This is a genomic window from Pseudomonas silesiensis (assembly GCF_001661075.1).
GTDB lineage: Bacteria > Pseudomonadota > Gammaproteobacteria > Pseudomonadales > Pseudomonadaceae > Aquipseudomonas > Aquipseudomonas silesiensis.
This window is the reverse complement of record NZ_CP014870.1, coordinates 5,538,114-5,560,435: the sequence shown is the minus strand read 5'-3', so window position 1 is coordinate 5,560,435 and position 22,322 is coordinate 5,538,114. Positions and strand designations below refer to the sequence as shown.

The following is a 22,322-nucleotide window of genomic DNA, read 5'->3' as shown; positions in this document are numbered from 1 at the left end:
CGGTTTTTTTAACATCAAGCAGTTCCAAGAAACCCAAACCCACGGCGTTACCCGGGTTACCTATGATGACTACGTATGCCTGGTCAAGGCGCTCACCTTGCCAGACGGCTGCACCACCCACACCCTCGGCATCGACTACCGTTCACTGTTGCCAACTGCCATCGAAGACGCCAACCACACTGTTCAGGAAGCTCGTTACAGCGCATTCGGTGAACCCCAGGTAACCAGTTTCTACGGTACAGAACTGGGAGAACCGGTCGGTTTCAAATCATTGCGCCTGTACTTGCCGCCAGACAACCGCGACCCCGCGCTCGCCATTGCCGATCCTGAAGCCGCCATCGGCCCATTCGCCAGCGCCAGTTTCTGGGATACGTTCAGCTGGATGGGCCGCATTTCCCAAACGGCACCCCCGTCGCCCGAGTGGTTGGTCTGGGCCAGGACCGAGGGCTTTGTGTTGCCCAGCGGACACCTCTGTAACCGGGCCCGGCTTCATTGTGAAGGTTTGCAAAACCCGGATGCGAATGAGCAGGTCCTCAAAGCGCAGATCGACGCGGCGCATCGGGAACCGGTGTACGCCGTTGGCCTGTTGGCTGACCGATACTGCGGCGACGATGAGCGGCAAGTCCGGATGAGCATTTCGTGCCTGGATGGTTTTGGCAGGGTGCTGCAAACCAGGCATGAAGTCGAACCGGGCATGGCATGGCTGGTCGATGACAACGGCGAGCTGATGCTCAATCCCGACGGTACGCCTCAGGAGGCTGACGTGCCGCGTCGCTGGCGGATCAGTGAACCGGTCGAGTACAACAACAAGGGACAGAAAGTGCGGATCTACAGGCCGTACTTCTCCGACCAACCGCGTTACGTCAACGACCGGTCGATGCGCGAACGTGCCTGTCACGACCAGCAGTTTTATGACGCGGCAGGCCGTCCGACCGAAACGATATTGGCCAGGCAAATGCTGCAAGGAACTGCGCCGCAATTGAAACCGTTGCGTCGAGAGACTTGGTATTGGGTCTGGTGCAGCGTCGCCTTCGATGAGAATGATCTGTTTGAGCCACCGCTCCAGAAACGGAGCCCGTCATGCAGTCATTAAACCCATGCATTCATTCACATACTCCACGACTGGCGGTCATCGACAATCGCAGCCTGCCGGTACGTCAGGTGGCGTACTGGCGACGGGATACCAGTCTGCTTCCGGAGGCGCGGGTGACTGTCCGGCAGCATGACGCCGCGGGGCGAGCGATTGCCCAGCAGGACCCGCGGTTGGTGACGGACGCTTCGGCCCCCGCCAACCTGGCCACGAGTTACTCCCTGTCCGGCAAGGTACTGAGCACGACCAGCGTTGATGCGGGGTGGCGTGTCAGTCTGTTGGGTGAAGCGGATCAGGCCGTGCAGGATTGGGATGGCAGAGGCAGCCAGCGCTGGATGGAATACGACGAACAATTACGTGCGCAAGCAGTGTTCGAGCAGAGGGCTGATGACCCGCGCGTGTGCACGGAGCGATACCGCTATGGCGGCGCTGATCCTGCCTGCGCTTCGCACAACCAGTGCGGAAAATTGATTCGTCACGACGATCCGGCGGGTACGCAGTTGTTCGCGGAGTATGGTGTGATCGGCGGGGTGTTGCAGCAAACCCGACAATTGCTGCGTGACCTGGCGTCCCCCGACTGGCCTGAACGGGAGACGGATCGCGACGCCTTGCTGGAACCCGACACAGAGGCAATGACCCGGTCGAGCTACAACGGGCTGGGCGAAGTGATTGCCCAGACCGATGCCAAAGACAACCGGCAGTTGTTCAGTCAGACCATCGCCGGTCAGTTACGCGAGGTTCGCCTGCAAGTGGCGAGCGAAACGGCACCGATCACCTTGGTCAGCTCCATTGAGTACAACGCCCACGGCCAGACCGCACGGGAAGTCGCCGGCAATGGCGTGATCACCACGCTGGACTACGCGCCCGAGGACGGTCGCCTGAGCCGGCTTCTAGCCAAGCGTGGCAACACCCCCCTGCAAGACCTGCGCTATGAGTACGACGCGGCAGGCAATGTGCTGAGTATCGAAGACGCCGCCCAACCGATTCGCTACTTCGCCAACCAGCGTATCGAGCCCGTCAGCCGGTATGGCTATGACAGCCTGTACCAGTTGGTCGAAGCCACAGGGTGGGAGGCGGGGGAGGCTAATCGAGGTCCAGGGTTTTCGTCGTTTAACGATCCTGCCCCCCGTGCCAATTACCGTCAGACCTACCATTACGATGCGGGCGGAAATTTGTTGGAGTTGATTCACGAAGGCCCGCAAAGCCATGGCCATCGCTTGGTCGCGCAGGTCCACAGCAATCGCTGTTTGCCGGTGCACGAGGGTGTGGAACCGGGTGAAGAAGATTTTCACCGAGGCTTTGATGCCAATGGCAACTTGCTAAGTCTGCAACCGGGGCAAGTCTTGAGTTGGGACCTGCGCAACCAGTTGCGCGAAGTGCGACCGGTAGCGCGCGACGCCGGTCCTGATGACGTTGAATGTTATGTCTACGGTGCCGACGGCATGCGCGTGCGCAAAGTGAGTTTGACGCAAACCAACGCGCTCACACTGCGCGCCGAGGTGCGTTATCTCCCCAACCTGGAACTGCGCACCCACAGCGGCACGGGTGAAGTGTTGCAGGTGATCAGCGTCCAGGCCGGGCGCAGCACTATACGGGTGCTGCACTGGGAACAAGCGCCTTCCAGGGCCACGGTCAGCGATCAATACCGCTACAGCCTGAATGATCATCTGGGCTCCTGCAGCCTGGAACTCGACAGCGCGGGCGAGGTGATCAGCCAGGAGGGTTATCACCCTTTTGGCACGACGGCGTGGTTTGCTGAAAGAGGGGAGGTTGAGGTCGGTTATAAGACGCTGAGGTACTCGGGCAAGGAGCGGGATGCGACGGGGCTTTATTATTATGGGTTCAGGTATTACGTGCCGTGGTTGCAGCGGTGGGCAAGTCCTGATCCAGCGGGGACAATTGATGGGTTAAACCTGTTTCGCATGGTTAGAAATAACCCATTAACGTTGATTGATAGCGATGGGTTGGCGCCAACTAAACCAGTTGCATTGTCGTTGCCACCTCCACCGCCACCTCCACCTCCACCGCCATCCAAACTGGATAGATCACCGCAGTTTTCGTCTGGAAAGGTTCAAGAGTCGCTTGCCCAGTATCAATTTTCACCTATCGTATTGAGTCCTCCCAACCTACCAGGCAATGAACCCTCACAAGCTTGGAAGTCAACGGACTACGTAGATATCGGAAAATTGGCCAACACCATCAGTCACATGTTTGGAGTGCCTGAGAGACCCATTGTTATAGCGGACGTATCGCATGAAGCGCTTTTTGAAAAAATAAATTCTTACACTGGGCAAGGCGAAATAAAATTCGATAAGGAGAAGCGCAGTGAACATCCAGCTGCTTGGACGTCGCCTAAAGGCGTGGTTTATATGGGAGTGACCGCGCCGGATTACTCTGAGGGTGGTAGTTTGGATGTAGATAAAATTCGCTCTACAGTTGTTCATGAAAGTTTACATTTTTTTTCCCATCAGCATGTTGGGTTCCAAGCTGGAACAGATACAGCTATAACCAATAGTAACTATGATGAGTATGTGACCGATTATCTTGCCGAAAAAGTATTTAATGCAATGTATCCCGGCTCGACCTATAAAACCGGCTACTTTACAAAAAATCTGGATGGGGGGTTTGTACAGTGGGGAGGAAATATGGCGAAATTTATGATTGATTCAGGTCATGTTGGGGAACATGAATTGGTGAATGCTTATTTTGGAACAGGTAAGTTGAAACCGATGCCCGATCAATCGCTAACTAAATGGAAAGCGTTGGCCAGGAATAATATTTCCAAAAACTGACTCGGCTAGCGAAAAAGCCCTCCAACCAATCCATTGCGGATAGGTACGCAACGACTGGAGGAGGGCTTCTTGTTTAGCAGTATTGCCGATCAATCACTGCGCGATGGTTTTCACCGACACGCCACGCTCGATCGGGTTGGAACGACCATAGATATCTTCAAACCGCTCGATATCGTCTTCGCCCAAATAGCTGCCCGATTGCACTTCGATGATCTCGAGTGAAATCTTGCCCGGGTTGCGCAAGCGGTGGACCGAAGCGATCGGGATGTAGGTCGACTGGTTTTCAGTCAGCAGGAACACGTTCTCGTCGCAGGTCACTTCGGCGGTGCCGCTGACCACGATCCAGTGTTCGGCGCGGTGGTGGTGCATCTGCAGGGACAGGCAGGCGCCCGGCTTGACCGAGATGCGCTTGACCTGGAAGCGGCCGCCCATGTCCACCGAGTCGTAGGAGCCCCACGGACGATAGACTTCGCAGTGGGTCTGGGTTTCGCTGCGGCCCTGCGCGTTGAGGGTGTTGACCATCTGTTTCACGCCCTGGACCGAGTCCTTGTGGGCGATCATCATGGCGTCCTTGGTTTCGACGACCACGATGTTTTCCAGGCCGATCACCGACACCAGCTTGCCGTTGCCGTGGATCATGCAGTTCTTGCTGTCCTGGATGACCACGTCGCCTTTGGTGACGTTGCCGTTGGCGTCTTTCTTGTTCACTTCCCACAGCGACGACCAGCAGCCGACATCGCTCCAGCCCGCGGTCAGCGGCACGACGCAGGCGCGCTGGGTTTTTTCCATCACCGAGTAATCGATGGAATTGTCCGGGCAGCAGGCGAAGGTCGCGGAATCGATGTCGACGGTGTCGGCATCCTGCTGGCTGCGTTCCAGGGTCAGGACGCAGGTGTCGTAGATGTCCGGATCGTGTTTTTTCAGCTCTTCGAGGAAGCGGCTGGCGCGGAACAGGAACATGCCGCTGTTCCAGAAGTAACCGCCGGACTGGACGAACTCGGTGGCGCGTTTCACGTCCGGTTTTTCGACGAAGTGCGAGACACGGCTGACGCCTTCGGGCAGCAGCGAGTCGTTGGTCGACTTGATGTAGCCGTAGCCGGTTTCCGGTTTAGTGGCCGGTACGCCGAACAGCACCATTTCGCCGTTTTCGGCAGCGACGGTGGCCAGGGCCAGGGCGCGTTGCAGGGCTTTCTGGTCTTCGAGCACGTGGTCGGCCGGCAGCACCAGCATCAATTCATCGCGACCTTCATTGACCAGCATCATCGCGGTCAGGGCCACCGCCGGCGCAGTGTTGCGGCCGAAGGGTTCCATCAGGATGCGCTGGGTGTCCAGGTTACGGGCCTCCAGCTGCTCGTTGACGATAAAGCGATGGTCCTTGTTGCAGACCACGATCGGGGTGTCCATGCCTTCGAACACCAGGCGTTCCAGGGTTTGCTGGAACAGCGTGTGTTCGCCGGTCAGGGCGAGGAATTGCTTGGGGAACTGCTTACGCGAAAGCGGCCAAAGACGTGAGCCGCTACCGCCTGACAAGATCACCGGAATCATGTTGTTACTCCTTGAAAATCGTTTGGGTCAGAGCTACTGCGTTCTGTCGTTTCACTCTTTTTCTTGTTTCGTGTCCCAACTGACACCTCGGTCCCTGTGGGAGCTGGCTTGCCTGCGATGGCATCACCTCGGTGTATCTGATACACCGAGTCGCCTGCATCGCGGGCAAGCCCGGCTCCCACAGGAGGCGGGGTCAACCGGGAAAATTGATTAGCGCGTCGAAACCGGGCGTTTTACCCAGACTGGCGACAGGCTGCTGCCGGTGCCGGTGACGTACAGCACGGCGGCTTCACCGCGTTCCAGGGCAACCGGCTTCACGTCGCCGACTTTCTTGGCGCCATCGTATAGCGCCAGGCTGACTTTGACCGGGTTGATTTCACGCTCGCCACGGCCCTTGGCGGCCACGTTCGGCACCACTTCGGTCTTGCCGTCGGCGGTTTTCAGGGTCAGGGCCTTGTCGCTCAGGTTCTGTACGCGAACCAGGGACTTCTGCTTGTTCTTGAATGGCGGCTCTTCGATCAATTGCGGCGCGCCGCTGGCGTTGTTGACCAGGGTGTAATAGTGATCACCGGCCAGTTTCACCGGCAGGGTCTGGCTGCCGACCTTGGCGCTGTAGTCGCCGCCAGGCATGAAGCTGAAGTCGGTGCTGGACAGCGGTGCGACTTCGGCCAGGTTGGTGCTGCCGACCGTGGCGCTGACTTCAGCGTTGGCGGCGTTGTAGACCCGCACAAAGCTGGAGCCTTTTGGCGCGGTCGGGCCGTAGAGCGCGGCGTCACCGGCGAAAGCCTGCATCGACAACACGCTCATGCCAGCGACGAGTGCGAAAGTCTTGGCGAGACGGCGAGGAGTAGTAGTGAAAGTCATGGAAGTTACCTCTCTTTCAGTTTTGCGCCCGGTCGGGCGTCTCGGATTTAGTGTTTGCGGCTACGTTTTGTTGGCGAACGCCGGCTTCTTTGAGCTCTGCGACCCACTTCGGGTCGGCGTCACCGATTTCGTTGTTCACAGGCAGATAACGTTCAGGAAACTCCCAGATCAGCACCTGTGGCGGGCTGTTCTTGAAAGCATCGCTCTGGAGATAGCTGAGCATCGGCAGAATCGGGCCGTGGCCGTCTTCGGCGTAATTGACCACGTCGCTGTGCAGGGCTTCTTTGAGCGCACCGACGAAGTTCCAGTTAGGGTTGGCGCTGTAGCTGGTGCCGATCAGGGCCACCGGTACTTCAGTGTTGGCAAACAGTGCGTCATCACCGCCCGCCTGATCATCGGCAACAACGGTGTTGCGCTTCTGCAACGGCTCGGTGGCCGGCATCATGTTTTCGAACAGCGGATCCAGCGGCAGGAACAGACGCAAGTCGCCCTTGTGCGTGACCTTTTCCGCAGGTTCGGTCACGAAGTTTTGCGGCTCACCGCTCAGCGGCGTCTTGTCGGCAATGGTCTTGGCCAGGGTCTGGGCAGCGATTTGCGCGCCTTCCGGAGTCCAGTGGGTGTCGGTGCGCAAGAACACTTGCTGACCGTCCAGCTTGCCCTTGAGCATCGGGCCGAGCAGGTCGGGGGCAATCACCTTGTTGGCAGCGACCTGGGCGTGGAAGTCCTGATAGAGGTTGGCGTGGATGCTCGAAGGCTTCACCTCACCCAAGTGCTCCGGGTACAGGCGAGTTTTGGCCGGCACGATCGCCATCACCAGTTTCACGCCTTTCTCTTTCAGGGTCTGGCGCACGCCTTCGACCAGCGCGTAGTTGCCTTGCAGGTTCAGCTCTTCGTTGACGATCGGGTTGAATTCCTCATCGCTGTACAACCACTGGTCGCGACCGAGCACGACGCCCGGACGACCTTCGTTGAACAGTTTGAAATCCAGCGCGGCCCAGAGGTTGGTGCCCAGGCGCTTGATCGGGAACTCTTCGTCGTAGTGGGTTTCCACGGCTTTGGACCAGCGGCCGTTGAGCACCGTCGCATCGGCGTTGGTACTGAAACCGAGGAAGCTGCGCGTAGACCACAGGCCCAATGCCAACAGGGTCAGCATGAACAGGGCGATGTAGAAAATGCGTAATGAGCGGGTCATGGTCAGATCCCTCAGAACTGGAAGTAAAGGAACGGCGAGAAGCTTTGCGCCGAGAGTTTCAGGATCGAGGCAATGAACAGCAGCAGGACCAGGGCGCGCATCACATAACGCGACCAGTTGGCGGTCCAGTAGGCCGGTTGCACGGTCGCTTCAACGCCGACGGTGTAACCCGGTTCATGGATGCTGGCCGGGTTGTCGCCCGGTACGGCCTTGATCATTCCTGGCTGTGCAGTGGCCGGGCCATTGGCCTCGACGTCCACGGCCGGCTTGGTTTTTTCCGGTGGCAGGTTGCTGTAGAAATCACGGATGCCGAAGAACGCCAGGGTTGCGTACGCCACTATCAGAGTCGCCACTTGCAGGCCGGTGAGGCTGGCCGCGTTGAGTTCCGACAGCGACCATTCGCCGAAGCTGAACATCGCGCCGTACATACGGCCGGCGACGTGCAGGTTTTCTGCGCGGAAGATCACCCAGCCCATCACCACCAGCAGGAACGTCAGCGCCCAGCGGATCGGGTTGATGCTGCGCGGCGAAGTGTTCAGGCCCAGGGCCTTTTCGATCGCCAGCCACATGCCGTGCCACGCACCCCAGATGATGTAGGTGATGTTCGCGCCGTGCCACAGACCACCGAGCAGCATGGTCAGGAACAGGTTGCGATAGGTCATCAGCGTGCCTTTACGGTTACCGCCGAGGGTGATGTACAGGTAGTCACGCAGCCAGGTGGACAGGCTGATGTGCCAGCGACGCCAGAACTCGGTGATCGACTGGCTGATGTACGGCTGCTTGAAGTTTTCCATGAAGCGGAAACCCATCATCAAGCCCAGGCCGATGGCCATGTCGCTGTAGCCGGAGAAGTCGAAATACAGCTGCGCGGTGTAGGCCAGGGCGCCGAGCCAGGCATCGCCCGTGGTCGGGTTCTGCAGGGCGAAGCAATGGTCCGCCACCACCGCCAGGGTGTCGGCGATGAAGACCTTCTTGATGAAACCCTGCATGAACCGCGTGCAGCCCTCGGAGAACTTGTCGAGGGTGTGGGTGCGGTTGTTGAACTGATCGGCCAGGTCGCGAAAACGCAATACCGGGCCGGCGATCAGGTGCGGGAAGATCGCCACGAACGCCGCAAAGTCGATCAGGTTGCGGGTCGCCGGGGTGTCACCACGGTAGACGTCGATGATGTAGCTGATGGACTCGAAGATGTAGAACGAGATCCCGATCGGCAACAGCACGTGGGTCAGGATGAACGGCGACAGGCCGACCGATGTCATCATCGCGTTGATGCTGTCGACGCCGAAGTTGGCGTACTTGAAGTAGCCGAGAATGCACAGGTCGACGCCCACGCCCAGGAGCAACCAGCGCTGTGCCGGTTTGGTCCTGACGCCTGCCGCACCGACTTTCAGGCCGATCCAGTAGTTCCACAGCGTGACGGCGGCGAACAGCGCCAGGAAGTCCACACGCCACCAGGCATAGAACATATAGCTGGCGAGCAGCAGCAGCAGGTTGCGATAGCGTATTCCGCTCAGGTAGTACAGGCCGAGAAAGATCGGCAAGAACAAAAACAGGAATACATTGGACGAAAATACCATCCCGATCTCTCCGTGTTTAACCAACAGTCAAGGGCCGCAGCCCCCCCAAACCCCCCACCAGAAAACGGGGGAATAACACTCAACTCAAATCTTTCACTGACCCTGTAGGAGCGTGGCTTGCCCGCGAAGGCCGTTACGCGGTTGAACGGATGAACCGTGTCATCGTTCTTCGCGGGCAAGCCTCGCTCCTACAGGGGTGTGTTTGCTCTAAGAGCCTTTGCCTTTCTCGTAAGCCGGGTCGAAGACCTTGGTCAGGTCACCCCCGAGGCGGAAGGTCTTGAACGGCTGCATCTCGTGTTTCTTCTCGAGCACATCCGGCGAGCAGGTGTAGAGCGTGCAGAACGGTTCGAGCCAGGCGAATTTCGAATCGACCTCGAGGTCGGTCATGTCCTGTTCCTTGCCGCTCTTCTCTTCGAACTCGTCCTGGTCTTCAACCCCGGCGAGCACCCGGTCAGCCAGACGTTTCAACGCGCCGTTGTTTTCCTGACGCAAGTCCACACCGTTGACCTGGGCGAAGCTGGCGATCATCGCCAGCGGCGGCAGGGCATAGTTGTGATAGGCGAGGGCACGTTGCTGGCGCTTGAGCTCGTTCGGCAGGAAACCCTCGGCGTCGATTTGATTGGCGCCGACCTTGAATTCCTTCACCGACCAGTCGAACAAGTCGCGGCGGTTGGTGGCGATGGAGGTTGCCATCACCGACCAGGCGGACCAGTACGAGTGGTTGTTGGTTTTTTCCAGCGGCAGGTTGTCCCAATCGCTGACCACTTGATCAGCCATCTTGCTGAACCAGGCTTCGATCAGTTGCGATTCCTGCTGATGGTTCGCCAACGGCTGAGAGTCTGAGAACTTCAAGCGGACATAGGACGATGCCAGGCTGCCCAGCGCCCATTTGCGCATGGACTTGCCGGTGTGGTTGAAATCCTTGGACATCAACGCATCGGCCTTGGCCCAGGCGGTCAGCCAGTTCAGGGTGCATTCCAGCTGTTCCGGACGCCCGTCACGCATGTACTGCATCACGTGCTTGCTGGTGGCGCGCTCGATCTTGGTGATGTCGGCCGTGGTGTCGCGGAAGGCTTTTTCCGAGGCCTCGTTCAGGGTCGAACGGGCCTTGTCGGAGCCTTCGTACTTGCTGCGAAATTGCAGTGAGCCGGTGTAGGGCGTTGGCGTTGCATCACAGCCTTCGCTCTTGTCACCGGTTTTGACTTTTTCGATCGGCGCGAAATAACCCTGGGGTGGACGCAGGGGCGCGGCGGCCTGAGTCGCCCCGGCAAACATGGCCAGGGTCAACAGGGACGGTGCGATCAATCTTTTCAAAGTTCGGGTTTGCATAGTTGCCTCTATTGCCCGGCTTGAGCGGTACGCTGCCCAGTGCCAGGGAACACGTTGCGTTTGCATATCTTCGCTTCGACTTTCTGCGGCGCGGCACCTGCTTCAGGGCCCTGGACTTCGACGGCCAGCAGGTTCTGCGAGCCCCAGTCTTCGTCCGTGCGCAACTCAAAGGCGAAACGCCCGTCGGTGTCGGAGGTTTCCGGTTTTTCGATCTTGATGTCCTCGTGGCGACCGTTCATGTACCAGAGGGTGGCTTGCAGGGTTTTCACCGACGGATCGGCGAAACGGATATCAACCTGGTGGCTGCTGTTCTGCAGGTTCAGGTTCTTTGTGTTGACCATCAATTCGTTCTTGCCCGGTTTCAACGTGGTGCTGCCGGTCATCTGTGCATCCTTTCCTTCGCAACCGTTGTCCAGCAGCGCCATCATCTGGCGGTAGGTGGTTTCCTGGTCGAGGCGATAAAGCGGCGAGAATTCCCAGATCAGGATCTTCGGCGGCTTGGTCTGGAACTCTTCGCTGCCCAGGTACTGCAGCATCGAACCTTCCAGGCCACCGCCGGGGAACGCCACGTTGAGGATGTCGGCGCCGATGGCCTCCTGGAGGAAACCGGCGAAGTTATAGTTCTTGCCACTGTGGCTGGTGCCGACCAGGGTGATCTCCGGATTGCCGGCATCACTGAACAGATCGCCATCGCCGGCTTCGCCCTTGGGCTCGGTGGTGAATTGATCCATGTACTGGATCGCGTAGCTGGTGCCACAGAGTTGACCGGCCATATTGTGTAATGTTCCGGTCTTGCCCATGCGACCCGACTTATGGGTCTCGAATTCACGCTTGGGAATGTCGGCGAAGCCCGGAATCTGCTTGACCTTATCGGCCACGATCTTCGCCGTGCGCTGGGCGCCATACGGTGTCCAGTGCTGGTCGCCGCGGAAGTAGAAGTCGTGGGCGGGCAGGGTGTCGGGCAGCGATTCGTTGGTCAGTGGCGACAGGTCTGGAACGACGTAACCCATCTGCGCGAAGCGGCCGAGCATGGTCTTGTAGTTCTTCAGCGCCTTGTCGAAATCGAATTGCGCTTTCTCTTGCGGATTGAGCTTGTTGCGGTTCACCAGGCCTCGAGTCGGTTGATAAACGACAACGAGCTCCACGCCTTTGCTCTTGAACGCATCGTGCAGCTCTTTCATGCGTTTGTAGCCGGCGGGGGTGGTATCGAATTCGGTGCGCAAGTCTTCCTGGGTCCGGAACAGCCAGTCACCCTGGGCCTGTACCAGCGTGGTGAAGTTCTGCTGGTAGCGCGTGGTGTAGTTCTTGGCGTCGTGGGCTTCCGGGCACAGGTTGCAGCAAGGCTCGGCGCTGAAAGCGGGCGCCTTGGCTTCGTCCGCGCGAACGCCGCCGCTGGCCGCGAGAATGCCGGCGGTCAGGGCCGACAGGCTGAGTAATTTGATCAAGTGTGGGCGCATAAAATTATCCTCAGTCCTGCATTTCGGTCTGGCGTTCGACAGGGTCGATCAGCACGGCTTTCTGCTGGCGCACCAGCAGGTCGAGAATTTCATCCTGGCGCTCGCCAAGAATCCCGTTGAAGCTGATGCCGCTGGATTTGGTCGGCGCGAGCATGGACACGCGATACAACTCGACGCTCAGCGGCGAGTCGATGGACAGCGGTCCGCTGCCGTTGCCGGCCAGTTCGCCACCGACGATGATCAGGGACACCTGGGCGTCGAACGGATCGAGGTCGATGTCCCGGTCGGTGTCGCTCAGATCCTTGATGTGGCCGTAGACGCCGGTCAGGCCGTTGGCGATGGACAGGTTTTCGTAGAGGCGGATGTTCACGCTGTTACGAATCCGGATGCCGTGGCGCCGGTTGCTGATCACCTTGTTGCCCCACAGCAGGTTGTTGCCACTCTCGTAGAGGGTGATGCCGTCGGTGTGGTTCTTGTAGATCTCGTTGTAAGCGACCAGGTTGTTCACGCTGTTACGGTCGATCACCAGGCCCGAGAGCTTGTTGTCGTAGCTGCGGTTGTTGAAGATGAAGCTGTCGTTGACCTCACGGGAAATGATGATCCCGTGCTTCTTCTTGGTCCCGTACACCGTGTTGTCGGCGATGATCAGACCGTGCGAGCGGTCATGGGGGTCGATGCCGTAGACGATGTTGTCTTTGTAGGTGTTGCCCTTGACCACGAAGTCTTCGGTTTCGTAGCAGTAGAAGCCGTACCACATGTCCGAGAACTCGGAACCGATGATCCAGCCGGTCGGTTCAGGGCGCTTGAGCACCTTGGCCATGTTCGGCGTGTACTGGGAGATACTCACGCCGTAGGACTTACTGTTGGCGTAGCCGAAGCTGGCCATCTTGCTGTTGGCGATGTAGGTCTGGGTGCCGCCCCAGGACAGCAGGAACGGACGGAATTCATTCGCCGACTTGAAGGTCGCCGGGCCGTTTTCCTTCTCGCGCCAGCCGGTGATCTTGGTGTCGCGCACAAACAGCTGGCCGTCGTTGACCAGGAACGAACCGGCCTCCTGGGACAGGCGCAATTCCTGGGTCTGCTTGTCGATTTCCAGGATGCCCTTGTTCCCGACCACGATCGGCAACTTCGCCAGGAACACGCCCGGCGAGGTTTCGCTGAAGTACTGCTTGGGCACCTTTTTGACCAGGTCCTTGAGGTTCATGTAGCCGTCGTCGATGAAGATCGCCTGGGGGATGCCGTGCTGACGCACCACCCATTCGGCCATCTTGTTGTCGCCGCCGATGAAGTCCTTCAGCGCGTCTTCCTGCATCATCCGGCGCACGCTGATTTTGCCTGGCTTGGTGCGCACGATTTTCGCGGCGATGGCTTCGGCGGTGTAGCCGGAGGTGTCCGGCAGTTTCGGCTTTTCCATCTCCAGCGGCGCAGTGGGTGCGCTGTTGACGGTATACGTCCTGGCCTGTTGCAGTTCCTTGGCCACGGTGGCCGGCTTCCCTTGTGGAGGGGTTGCCGGCTCCACGCGGGCGAAGGCCGCCGAGCTTGCCAGCAGCATCGCGCCGGCCAGCAAGGTGATCGAGCCTCTCTTCGGACTGTTCATGTGAGGAACTCCCTTCGCGGTTCGCATCAGAAGCGCCAGATCACGTCGACAAACGCACGGTGCATGTACGAGTCGACGCCTTTGCCGTAGGCATCGCCCGGCTTGAATACACCGCCACGCAAACGCACCAGGGCCGAAGGCTCATCGATCGATTGACTCAAGGCGGCGGGCAGCAGGCCCTGCTTGAAGTACTTGGTGACGACCACGTCCATTTCCTGGCCGAGGTCTTTGTTGCCATCTTCCAGCGGCAGCGAGGTGCTGGAGAGCACGGCGCCGGTCACGTCATCGGTATCGTTCTGCACGGCGTTGATGCCGTTGCTGCCGACCGGCTTGTTGCCGTCGACGCGCCAGAATTTGTGGTAGATCACGCTGGCATCGTATTCGTCGTTGAGCATCCACGAACCGAACAGGGTAGCGCTCTGCATGTTGTTCATTTCGCCACGGAAGGCCTCGCCGTAACGGTGCACACGCGAGCGGGTACCGGTGTAGTTCGAGCGGTTGCTTTGCAGGCCGCTCTGTTCGTAATCGGCGCTGGCGCGGGCATAGGCTGCACCGACTTGCCATTGCGGATCGAGGCGCAGGCGCACGCCCAGGTCAGTGGCCCAGCCATCGACGTCGTTGCCGGTCTTGGCTTGTGCCGGCGCGGTGCCGTCGGCGTTGAGCGGGTTGACCTTGTCGCGGTCGCCGGTCATGCCGGTGATGCTGCCCCAGTAGTTGACGGTGTTGGTGTTACGCCAGTTGTAGGCATCGCTATCGGCGGTGAGGCCGATCCAGCTGAGGTCGCCGTTCTCTTGCTTGTCCAGGGAGTCGGCGGCGACACCCGGCTGCGCGTAGTCCAGCTTGCCGTCATCGTGGGTGTGATGACCGCGAATGCCGACCCAGTTTCCCGGGGTCCACTGATACGCCGCATCGGCGTAAGCGTGCAGGCGATCCTTGTCCTTGGGTGCGAGTTCGGTGAGGTCGGTGCGGTATTCGCTGAAGCGTTCGGCCACACCGGCGTTGGCGCGCAACAGTGTGGTGTCGAAGGTCCAGTTCAGGGCTTCGATGTTGGTGTCGCGCCATTGGCCGTCGTCATTGCGCAGGCGTTGACGACCGAGCTTGAGGATCTCGCCGGGGTAGGGCGTCAGGCCGCTGTAGCCGACCCAGAACTCACGCATCGCCAGGTAGTTTTTCTTGCTCTTGCGATCACCGCTGTCGGTGGCCTGGGTGCCGTCGCTGTCGGACTGTTGCAGGGTGTCCGTCTCGATGATATCGGTCGACGTCACGGCTTGACCCATGGCGTAACCGCTCCACGCGCCGCTCTCGCCATAGATCCATGGACGCAGGTCGAGGCCGACGCCATTGACGTCGCCGCCGCTCGCCGTACCCAGGTCGGTATCGTCTTCGGACTGGGCGGTGACTTTCACGTCAAGGCCGTAGTTCTTGCTTTCGGTCAAGGCTGCCAGGGTCGGGCACGACCACAACAGGGCGAACGACAGGCCGATGCCGGCCTTAACGAATGGATTCAACTTCATAGGGATTCCTCGCCGTCTTCTTCTTCCAGGGCATGCAGTTCCAGGGTGTTCTGGCTCGAGGCACCACGAACGGCCTGTTCTTGTTTCAACAGGCGTTGGGCCTCGGCAAGCTGGGCAGGCGGCAGCTGGGCTTCGAGTGTTTGTGCAAGCTCGATGGCTTGCGGGGTGTTCCGGGCCTTGGCCAATTGGCTGAAGACATAAGCGTTACGCGGGTCGGGCTTGATGCCCTTGCCTTGGGAGAACAATTGGGCGATCGCGAAGTCGGCGCTGTTCTGGCCGTTGCGCGCAGCGGTCAGCAAGTGATCCAGTGCTTTCTGCGGATAGATCTTGCCCAGGTAACCGCGGCGGTAAATCTGGCCGAGGTAGTAATCGGCGGCCACTTCCCGGCCGACGGCTTTCTTGAAGTGCTCTTCGGCGATCTTGGCATCGGCCGGGACCATCTTGCCCTCGTAGTAGAGCTTGCCCAGCAACAGTTCGGCGCGGGGCTGGTCGGCGGCGCGGCCGTTGTCCAGGTACTTCATCATGGTGTCGACGTCGCCGAGTTCCGGGAAGTCGTAGAGCAGTTGCGCCAGGCTGACCCAGGAAGCGGGGTGGCCCGGTGCGATGCCTTCGAGCAGCGACTGCGCGGTTTTCTCGTCGGTCGTGCCCAGGGAAGCATCACCCAGAACGCGAGCCACGCTGTCCACGCGCTGAGCGGACACCGCACCGCGAGCCTGGGCGGCTTGCATTTGCTTGATCAGCTCGGCCTGTTTCTCAGGCGCAGCTTTCTTCTGATAGACCGTGGCCAGCTCGACGTAGCAGATGTCGGTGGTGGCCAGCGCGGCCTTGCAGATGGTTTCCACTTCGTCCAGATGCTGGTCGTAAGTGCCCTGGGTGCGATACAGCAGCACCTGGGCCAGGCCCGCTTCCGGCTTGCCTTCGGCGCGCCACTGGCTGATCTGCTGCTGTGGGTTGACGTTGGGGAAACTGTGGGGGTATTGCAGGTACAGCATCGCCAACGGGATCAGGGTATTGCCTTCTCCGGCGGCGGACGCTTTCTTCAACAGGCCTTCGGCTTCCTGCTGTTCGGCTTCGGTGGAGCCGGGTTTGGCTACCAGCAGACGACCCAGGCGTGCCTGAGCCCGCGGCGAGACGCTGGCCGCGGCGCGGTAAGTCGCCTCGGCCTGTTTCATCTGCGCCGGGTCACGGCTGTCGACCTGGATATCGGCCATACCGACCTGGGCTTCGCTGTAACCCAGGTCTGCCAGTTGCTTGTAGTTCTGCGCCGCCAGCGCGGTATCGCCGCGCTTGAGGGCTTCGTTGGCCAGGCGCTGGTCGGGCAGGCCGGCGCAACCGCTGAGGCTGACTGCCAACGCGATTGCACAGAATGCATAACCAGTGTGGGAGCGAGCTTGCTCGCGATCAGCCGGGGTCGCGCTCGACCGGCTCGGTGCTTCAGACAGACCGCGCCGATCCCATCGCGAGCAAGCTCGCTCCCACAGGGTATGCGGTGTGCTGAGGATATTTGGAGTCGTCACGGGCATGTCCTCTGTTTAAAGACCGGCGGCCATGGCTTTGTCGATCAGCCAGTTCAGGTTCGGACCACGGGTGCTGTTCACTTCAACCGGGCGACCGGCGAAAGCGCTGTTCAGCGGCTCGTCAGGCTTGATCTGTACGCGGATGTCGGACGACAGGTCGGCGCTGTTCAGGCTGGTGCTGCTGACGATCTTGCCGCTGCGGATTTTGTCTTCGCCGGCGATCTGGAAGCTGACCGTGCTGCCTGGCAGTACTTCGCCGAACTGGCGGTAGGAGAAGCGCGCTTCAACGTTGGCTTCGCTGTTGCGCGGCACCAGTTGGAAGATCACGTCACCCTTGCTGGCGTACTGACCGTCGGCAACCAGTTGCTGCGCCACGGTGCAATCGCATGGCGAGGTCAGGGTGCCGGTCATCTGCTTGCCGAACAGCTCTTCAACCTTGGCTGGCTGCAGCTGATTGTCGTCCAGATGGCCCTTGAGCACGTCGAGCATGCTGGTGCTGAAGGTCGCCAGCGGGGCGCCTTTTGCAGCAACGCCGTCGTCTTTGATCAGGCTCTGCACGGTGCCGTCGCGCGGCATGGTGATGTTCATCGCCGGTACGCTGACCAGGCCGGCCTGGGCGTGGCTGACGAAGTACATGCCGTACACCGACTTGAAGATGAAACCGAAGGCCACCAGGCCGACGAGGAAAATCGCCAGGCTGAAGGTCACTGCGCGCAGACGACCGAACGCGGTCATGCCGTGTCCGCCATCCTTGACCTTGCGCGCCTTGGTGAAGTTGTCGCGCTGCAGGGTCGCCAGCATCTCGCCGACGCTGACGATGTCGCCGGCCAGGTGCGAAGTGATGAGGTGGCGCAGGGTGGAAATGTCCCGCGGTTCCAGGTTCTGGAACTGGCAACCGGCGCGGCCGGTCTCGCGATCGAAGGAGCGTACTTGCAGCTCCACGTCCATGGCCAGGCCGAGGTTGTCGATGACGAATTGCAGGCGAGCCTTGTAAACCTCGCCGACCTTGAGTGGCAACTGACCGGCGTTGAAGGCCAGGCCGCCAGCGGAGAGGTCGATGACCCGGGCTTCAACCGGAGTCCGGTCAGGACCGAAGAAACGCAGCTTGGCCGGGATTTTCACTCGGGCGTGTTGGCGCTGGGCTTCTGATTCATGCACTACGTTGGCGTTGACGGCGGTATTCATATAGACGTTTTCCTAGTTAATTCAGGCGAGTTCGGTCAGACCATCAGCAGCAGCACGGCAACAAAAATGCTGCCGGCGGAGAAGGTCATGGTCCGAGACGACCAAGTGTTGAACCAACCTTGAAAGCTGGCGAGATCACGGGTCAGGGAAGTGGGCTGGCGACTCCAGGACTGTCGGTCGAGGCGGAAGAACACGTAGATCTTCACCAGGGCGCCGACGATCTGGTTGTAATAGAGAATCGCCGGGTAGGCCGGGCCGATCGTGTGACCGGACAACGACAGCAGCACGGTCAGGATCAGGCGGGTAATGCCGATCCACAGCAGGTAAACCAGGATGAACGCGGCGCCGTACTTGAAGGTGGCGATGAGCGCGACGGTCAGGCCGAGCAGCGACGTCCACATCGACACGCGCTGGTCGAACAGCACCACCGAAGTAAACAGGCCGAGACGTTTCATCCCCAGGCCCAGGGCGCGGGAGTTCTGGCGCAGGTTATTGCCGTACCAGCGGAACATCAGTTTGCGGCTGGCTTTGATGAAGCTTTTTTCCGGCGGGTGTTCCACGGTGTGGATCGCAGCGTCCGGCACATAGAAGGTGTCATAGCCCAGGCGCATCAGGCTGAACCAGCTCGACTTGTCATCACCGGTGAGGAACTTGAAGCGACCCAGGCGCCAGTGTTGCAGCGAATCGCTTTCAACGTCGGCGATGAAGTCCGGGTTGGTGACCACGGAGGCGCGGAATACCGACATCCGGCCGGTCATGGTCAGTACGCGCTTGGACAAGGCCATCGAGCACATGTTGATGTGACGCTGGGCGAAGCGCAGTTTGTGCCATTCGCTCATGATGTAGCCGCCGCGCACTTCGCAGAACTCGTTGGTGGTCAGGCCGCCGACATTGCCGAACAGCTGGAACCACGGCACGGTCTTGAGCACGACGCCTTCGGCCAGCACGGTGTCGCCATCGATCACTGCAACCACGGCGCGGTCGTCCGGCAAGTGGCGGGAGATGGCGCGGAAACCGTAGGCCAGGCCGTCGCGCTTGCCGGTGCCGGGAATGCGCACGAAGTCGAGCTTGACGCGGTCCGGTGGGTTCATCCGCGACCACAGGCTTTTCACCAGCTTCTCATCGGACATTTCCACGATGGAGCAGACCATGGTGGTCGGCAGGCCGCAGTCGATCGCTTCGCGAATCACCGAGGCGTAGACCTGGGCGGTGGTCAGCGCGTCAATACGGAAACTGGTGACCATCAGGAACACATGGGACGGGTCTGCCGCTTTACCCAGCTTGCGCACTTTGCGCCGCAGGTGCGGATAGACCACGTACAGAAACAGCATGCCGCGCAGAAAGTGCGTGGCACCCATCGAGTAGCGCCAGATACCGACGATACCGATCAGGAAGATAAAGTCCCTCGACTCGGAGTCGAACGTGGACGCAGGCAACGCCATGGCGATGCCCATCAATAAACTTAGGTAAAACAGCCAACCGGCGGCCTGAAGTAGGCCGTGCTTTAGCCTGTGCATAATCTGCATCCGTCTCTATCTCGGGCGAGCCTGTGGGGTGGCCCGATGGGGTTAAGGCAGGCATAAAAACCGTAGGAGCGAGGCTTGCCCGCGAAGGCGGTGTGCCTGGTTCGCCGGCAAGCCTGGCTCCTACAGGAGCGAAGGCGGCGTACCTGACACATCACGTCGTCTGGTTCGCCGGCAAGCCTGGCTCCTATGGGAAGGTGTGTTACCAGCAGATGCCTTCGGTGCGGCCACTGACGCTGGTGGCTTGGGACATGAAACCGACCAGGTCGATCACTTGCTTGCCCTGTGGCGCCTGTTGGGCCAGTGCACGGAACTTCTCGTCACGGTTGCCGAGGATGATCACGTCGCAGTTGTCGATCACGCTGTCGAAATCGGCGTTGAGCAAGGACGAGACGTGAGGGATCTTCGACTCGATGTAATCCTTGTTCGCACCGTGAACGCGGGCGTATTCGACGTTGGCGTCGTAGATGCTCAGGTCGTAGCCCTTGCCGATCAGCATTTCCGCCAGGTCAACCAGCGGGCTTTCGCGCAGGTCGTCGGTGCCGGCCTTGAAGCTCAGGCCCAGCAGGGCGACTTTGCGTTTGCCGTGGCTGGAAACGATGTCGAAGGCGTTCTGCACCTGGGACACGTTGCTGCGCATCAGCGAGTTGAGCAGCGGCGCTTCCACGTCCAGGGAACCGGCGCGGTAGGTCAGGGCGCGCACGTCTTTTGGCAGGCAAGAGCCGCCGAACGCGAAACCAGGACGCATGTAGTACTGGGACAGGTTCAGCGTCTTGTCCTGGCAGACCACTTCCATCACTTCACGACCATCGACGCCGACAGCCTTGGCGATGTTGCCGATTTCGTTGGCGAAGGTCACCTTGGTGGCGTGCCACACGTTGCAGGTGTACTTGATCATTTCGGCAACAGCGATGTCCTTGCGGATGATCGGTGCGTCGAGTTCTTCGTACAGCGATTGCAGAACGTCGCCGGAAGCCTTGTCGAACTCGCCGATGACGGTCATCGGTGGCAGGTCGTAGTCGGCGATCGCGGTGCTTTCACGCAGGAACTCAGGGTTCACCGCAACACCGAAATCAACGCCGGCTTTCTTGCCGGAGCAGTCTTCGAGGATCGGGATCACGACATTGGCTACGGTACCCGGCAGCACGGTGCTGCGAACCACGATGGTGTGGCGGGTGGTCTTGTCACGCAGGACAAAACCGATCTCGCGGCACACGGCTTCGATGTAGTTCAGTTCCAGGTCGCCGTTCTTCTTGCTCGGCGTGCCGACGCAGATCATCGACAGGTCGGTGTCGCGAATCGCTTCGGCGAAGTTGGTCGTACCGCGCAGGCGGCCAGTCTCGATGCCCTTCTGCAGAAGTTCGCCCAGACCCGGTTCAACGATCGGCGATTTGCCGGCATTGATCATATCGATCTTGTCTTTGGCGACATCGACGCCAACGACGTCATGGCCCCGTGCAGACAGGCAACCGGCACAGACTGCACCGACGTAACCCAAACCAAATATGCTGATGCGCATCGCATTTACCTCTCAGTTAATCAAGTCTGTTTCATCAAGCCATTACATGGCCGGAATTAATGGTGTTATGCGGTCGTAATGCACTCGCAAGTGCGGCCTTGCAGACGCCAAAATGCAGCGCGCAGGCATAATAAGTTCCGAGTGTCTATATAAGTGCACTCAGGATGTGCGCAACTAGGCCTTGTTATTATGATTTGCCCTGTCTTGCAGCCGAGCTTCTCTGTGGAAGTCACGGGTGCAAGGGTCTTGCGCGCTCGATGCCAGGCAAAAAGCCCGTAAATCAAGCGGTTGGGTGCTCAGATGAGCACGTTTATAGGGGCGTGGCCTTGGCCTGGCAGGGGATAGTATTGATGCGTTATCTCCTGTCCTTCAGGTGCTGCCCAAATCAGGGATTAGTAGCGCAAGTTTCGTGTGACAACTTTGCTACGTGAATCGCTTCTCTGCGTAAGTTATCTCGCACATGCTCCGTGAGAATCGTTACCGGTGGTATGAACTACGCATTTGGACATAGTTCCGGCCCGCTCATCGCGAATCCTGAAATTTCTTGAAATATTGGCAAAGATGGCACTGCTTTCATATTGATAGCAACGTCTGTTTCACCCTTGATACATGGGGGTATGGGCGTGAAAGATAGGAATGTGCCACTACTGTTTAAAATTTTCGGTGCCACTACTGAAAAAAATCAGCGAAGTCGAGTGAAACTAAAGTTAGCAAATTGAGTGCTGGATTTATGGCGTCAATAAGACGTCGATGCAGGCGAGGAATTGTTCGACGATCGGACGTCGGCGCATGAGACGTCTTGAAGGGTCATGCGCCGACCGGGTCACTGCTCTGGCGCGTGATCGCGCAGGAAGACCAGATTGTCCGCCGAGGATTGCTCAGCGTTGTAGCGATAGCCCTGCACGTCGAACTGCTTGAGGGTTGCCGGGTCGTTGACCCGCTCTTCAATGACGAACCGACTCATCATGCCCCGGGCTTTTTTTGCGTAGAAGCTGATGATCTTGTACTGGCCGTTCTTCAGGTCCTTGAACTCGGTATTGATGATGTGCGCGTTCAGGGCGTTGCGCTTGACCGCCGAGAAGTACTCGTTGGAGGCCAGGTTCAGCAGCACGTCGTCGCCCTGTTCGGCCAGGGCTTCGTTCAACCATTCGCTGATTCGCGTACCCCAGAAGGCATACAGGTCCTTGCCGCGGGCGTTGGCCAGCCGGGTGCCCATTTCCAACCGGTACGGCTGCATCAGGTCCAGTGGACGCAACAGGCCATAGAGGCCCGACAGCATGCGCAAATGCTGCTGGGCGTAGTCAAAGTCGGCTTCGCTGAAGGTTTGCGCATTCAGCCCGGTGTACACGTCGCCCTTGAACGCCAGCAGCGCCTGTTTGGCGTTGGCGGGGGTAAAGGCCGGCGTCCAGCTGCCAAAACGGGCGGCATTGAGCCCGCCGATCTTGTCGGAGACATGCATCAACTGGCTGATCTGCGCCGGGCTCAGCTCGCGCAGTTGCAGGATCAGCTCCTGGGAATGGTCAAGGTATTGCGGCTGGGTGAAGCGCTGGGTGGCCGGCGGTGTTTCGTAGTCGAGGGTCTTGGCGGGGGAAATCACCATCAGCATGAAGTCGTCTCCTTT

15 protein-coding genes are annotated in these 22,322 nt (G+C 59.5%); 2 read left to right on the top strand and 13 right to left on the bottom strand.

Annotation, left to right across the window (positions count from 1 at the left end; all coding sequences use genetic code 11):
- The first annotated feature begins 97 nt into the window (after positions 1–97).
- Together PMA3_RS24670 and PMA3_RS24665 are read left to right on the top strand one after the other, a co-directional pair.
- Entirely contained in the window at positions 98–1,093 is a 996-nt protein-coding gene (locus PMA3_RS24670) for a hypothetical protein (RefSeq protein WP_152032282.1), read from the top strand.
- Positions 1,081–3,882: an RHS repeat domain-containing protein gene (locus PMA3_RS24665; RefSeq protein WP_082930414.1), complete on the top strand. Its 2,802-nt coding sequence runs from the start codon at positions 1,081–1,083 to the stop codon at positions 3,880–3,882. The genes PMA3_RS24670 and PMA3_RS24665 overlap by 13 nt, the downstream gene beginning before the upstream one ends.
- A gap of 93 nt (positions 3,883–3,975) precedes the next feature.
- Here PMA3_RS24665 and PMA3_RS24660 read toward each other — a convergent pair whose 3' ends face one another.
- The 13 genes from PMA3_RS24660 to yaaA all read right to left on the bottom strand — a co-directional run bounded on the left by PMA3_RS24660 (position 3,976) and on the right by yaaA (position 22,307).
- On the bottom strand, positions 3,976–5,427 hold the full coding sequence (locus PMA3_RS24660; RefSeq protein WP_064679637.1) for a mannose-1-phosphate guanylyltransferase/mannose-6-phosphate isomerase: 1,452 nt from the start codon (positions 5,425–5,427) through the stop codon (positions 3,976–3,978).
- Positions 5,428–5,637: 210 nt separating this feature from the next.
- A complete protein-coding gene (locus PMA3_RS24655; RefSeq protein WP_064679636.1) occupies positions 5,638–6,291 on the bottom strand; it encodes an alginate O-acetyltransferase AlgF in 654 nt (217 codons plus the stop codon).
- A 16-nt stretch (positions 6,292–6,307) separates the two neighbouring features.
- Positions 6,308–7,483 (bottom strand): alginate O-acetyltransferase, encoded by a 1,176-nt coding sequence (locus tag PMA3_RS24650; protein ID WP_064679635.1) that lies wholly within the window; start codon positions 7,481–7,483, stop codon positions 6,308–6,310.
- 11 nt (positions 7,484–7,494) lie between these two features.
- Positions 7,495–9,060, bottom strand: a complete 1,566-nt coding sequence (locus PMA3_RS24645; protein ID WP_064679634.1) for an MBOAT family O-acyltransferase — start codon at positions 9,058–9,060, stop codon at positions 7,495–7,497.
- 207 nt (positions 9,061–9,267) lie between these two features.
- Positions 9,268–10,389, bottom strand: a complete 1,122-nt coding sequence (locus PMA3_RS24640; protein WP_064679633.1) for a mannuronate-specific alginate lyase — start codon at positions 10,387–10,389, stop codon at positions 9,268–9,270.
- An 8-nt stretch (positions 10,390–10,397) separates the two neighbouring features.
- A complete protein-coding gene (locus tag PMA3_RS24635; protein ID WP_064679632.1) occupies positions 10,398–11,846 on the bottom strand; it encodes an alginate O-acetyltransferase in 1,449 nt (482 codons plus the stop codon).
- Positions 11,847–11,856: 10 nt separating this feature from the next.
- Positions 11,857–13,443, bottom strand: coding sequence for a mannuronan 5-epimerase AlgG (gene algG, locus PMA3_RS24630; protein ID WP_064679631.1), 1,587 nt, complete (start codon positions 13,441–13,443; stop codon positions 11,857–11,859).
- Positions 13,444–13,469: 26 nt separating this feature from the next.
- Positions 13,470–14,957 carry an alginate export family protein gene (locus PMA3_RS24625; RefSeq protein WP_064679630.1) on the bottom strand — a complete coding sequence of 496 codons (1,488 nt, stop codon included), beginning with the start codon at positions 14,955–14,957 and terminating at the stop codon, positions 13,470–13,472.
- On the bottom strand, positions 14,954–16,474 hold the full coding sequence (gene algK, locus PMA3_RS24620) for an alginate biosynthesis TPR repeat lipoprotein AlgK (protein WP_082930491.1): 1,521 nt from the start codon (positions 16,472–16,474) through the stop codon (positions 14,954–14,956). Before algK ends, PMA3_RS24625 begins: the two co-directional genes overlap by 4 nt.
- A gap of 15 nt (positions 16,475–16,489) precedes the next feature.
- Positions 16,490–17,659: an alginate biosynthesis protein Alg44 gene (locus PMA3_RS24615; protein ID WP_064679629.1), complete on the bottom strand. Its 1,170-nt coding sequence runs from the start codon at positions 17,657–17,659 to the stop codon at positions 16,490–16,492.
- A gap of 35 nt (positions 17,660–17,694) precedes the next feature.
- Positions 17,695–19,176, bottom strand: a complete 1,482-nt coding sequence (gene alg8 / locus PMA3_RS24610) for a mannuronan synthase (RefSeq protein ID WP_420848540.1) — start codon at positions 19,174–19,176, stop codon at positions 17,695–17,697.
- 208 nt (positions 19,177–19,384) lie between these two features.
- Positions 19,385–20,701 carry a nucleotide sugar dehydrogenase gene (locus PMA3_RS24605; RefSeq protein ID WP_064679627.1) on the bottom strand — a complete coding sequence of 439 codons (1,317 nt, stop codon included), beginning with the start codon at positions 20,699–20,701 and terminating at the stop codon, positions 19,385–19,387.
- 823 nt (positions 20,702–21,524) lie between these two features.
- Complete coding sequence (gene yaaA, locus PMA3_RS24600; RefSeq protein WP_064679626.1) at positions 21,525–22,307, bottom strand: peroxide stress protein YaaA; 783 nt, start codon at positions 22,305–22,307, stop codon at positions 21,525–21,527.
- Positions 22,308–22,322: the final 15 nt, after the last annotated feature.

Excerpts from the sequence above, each read along its gene's own strand:
- PMA3_RS24665 (WP_082930414.1), top strand. The coding sequence starts at position 1,081 with ATGCAGTCATTAAACCCATGCATTCATTCACATACTCCACGACTGGCG.
- PMA3_RS24650 (WP_064679635.1), bottom strand. The coding sequence starts at position 7,483 with ATGACCCGCTCATTACGCATTTTCTACATCGCCCTGTTCATGCTGACC.
- yaaA (WP_064679626.1), bottom strand. The coding sequence starts at position 22,307 with ATGCTGATGGTGATTTCCCCCGCCAAGACCCTCGACTACGAAACACCG.
- PMA3_RS24605 (WP_064679627.1), bottom strand. The coding sequence starts at position 20,701 with ATGCGCATCAGCATATTTGGTTTGGGTTACGTCGGTGCAGTCTGTGCC.
- PMA3_RS24660 (WP_064679637.1), bottom strand. The coding sequence starts at position 5,427 with ATGATTCCGGTGATCTTGTCAGGCGGTAGCGGCTCACGTCTTTGGCCG.
- PMA3_RS24625 (WP_064679630.1), bottom strand. The coding sequence starts at position 14,957 with ATGAAGTTGAATCCATTCGTTAAGGCCGGCATCGGCCTGTCGTTCGCC.
- PMA3_RS24645 (WP_064679634.1), bottom strand. The coding sequence starts at position 9,060 with ATGGTATTTTCGTCCAATGTATTCCTGTTTTTGTTCTTGCCGATCTTT.
- PMA3_RS24615 (WP_064679629.1), bottom strand. The coding sequence starts at position 17,659 with ATGAATACCGCCGTCAACGCCAACGTAGTGCATGAATCAGAAGCCCAG.
- PMA3_RS24640 (WP_064679633.1), bottom strand. The coding sequence starts at position 10,389 with ATGCAAACCCGAACTTTGAAAAGATTGATCGCACCGTCCCTGTTGACC.
- PMA3_RS24635 (WP_064679632.1), bottom strand. The coding sequence starts at position 11,846 with ATGCGCCCACACTTGATCAAATTACTCAGCCTGTCGGCCCTGACCGCC.
- algG (WP_064679631.1), bottom strand. The coding sequence starts at position 13,443 with ATGAACAGTCCGAAGAGAGGCTCGATCACCTTGCTGGCCGGCGCGATG.
- PMA3_RS24655 (WP_064679636.1), bottom strand. The coding sequence starts at position 6,291 with ATGACTTTCACTACTACTCCTCGCCGTCTCGCCAAGACTTTCGCACTC.
- alg8 (WP_420848540.1), bottom strand. The coding sequence starts at position 19,176 with ATGCACAGGCTAAAGCACGGCCTACTTCAGGCCGCCGGTTGGCTGTTT.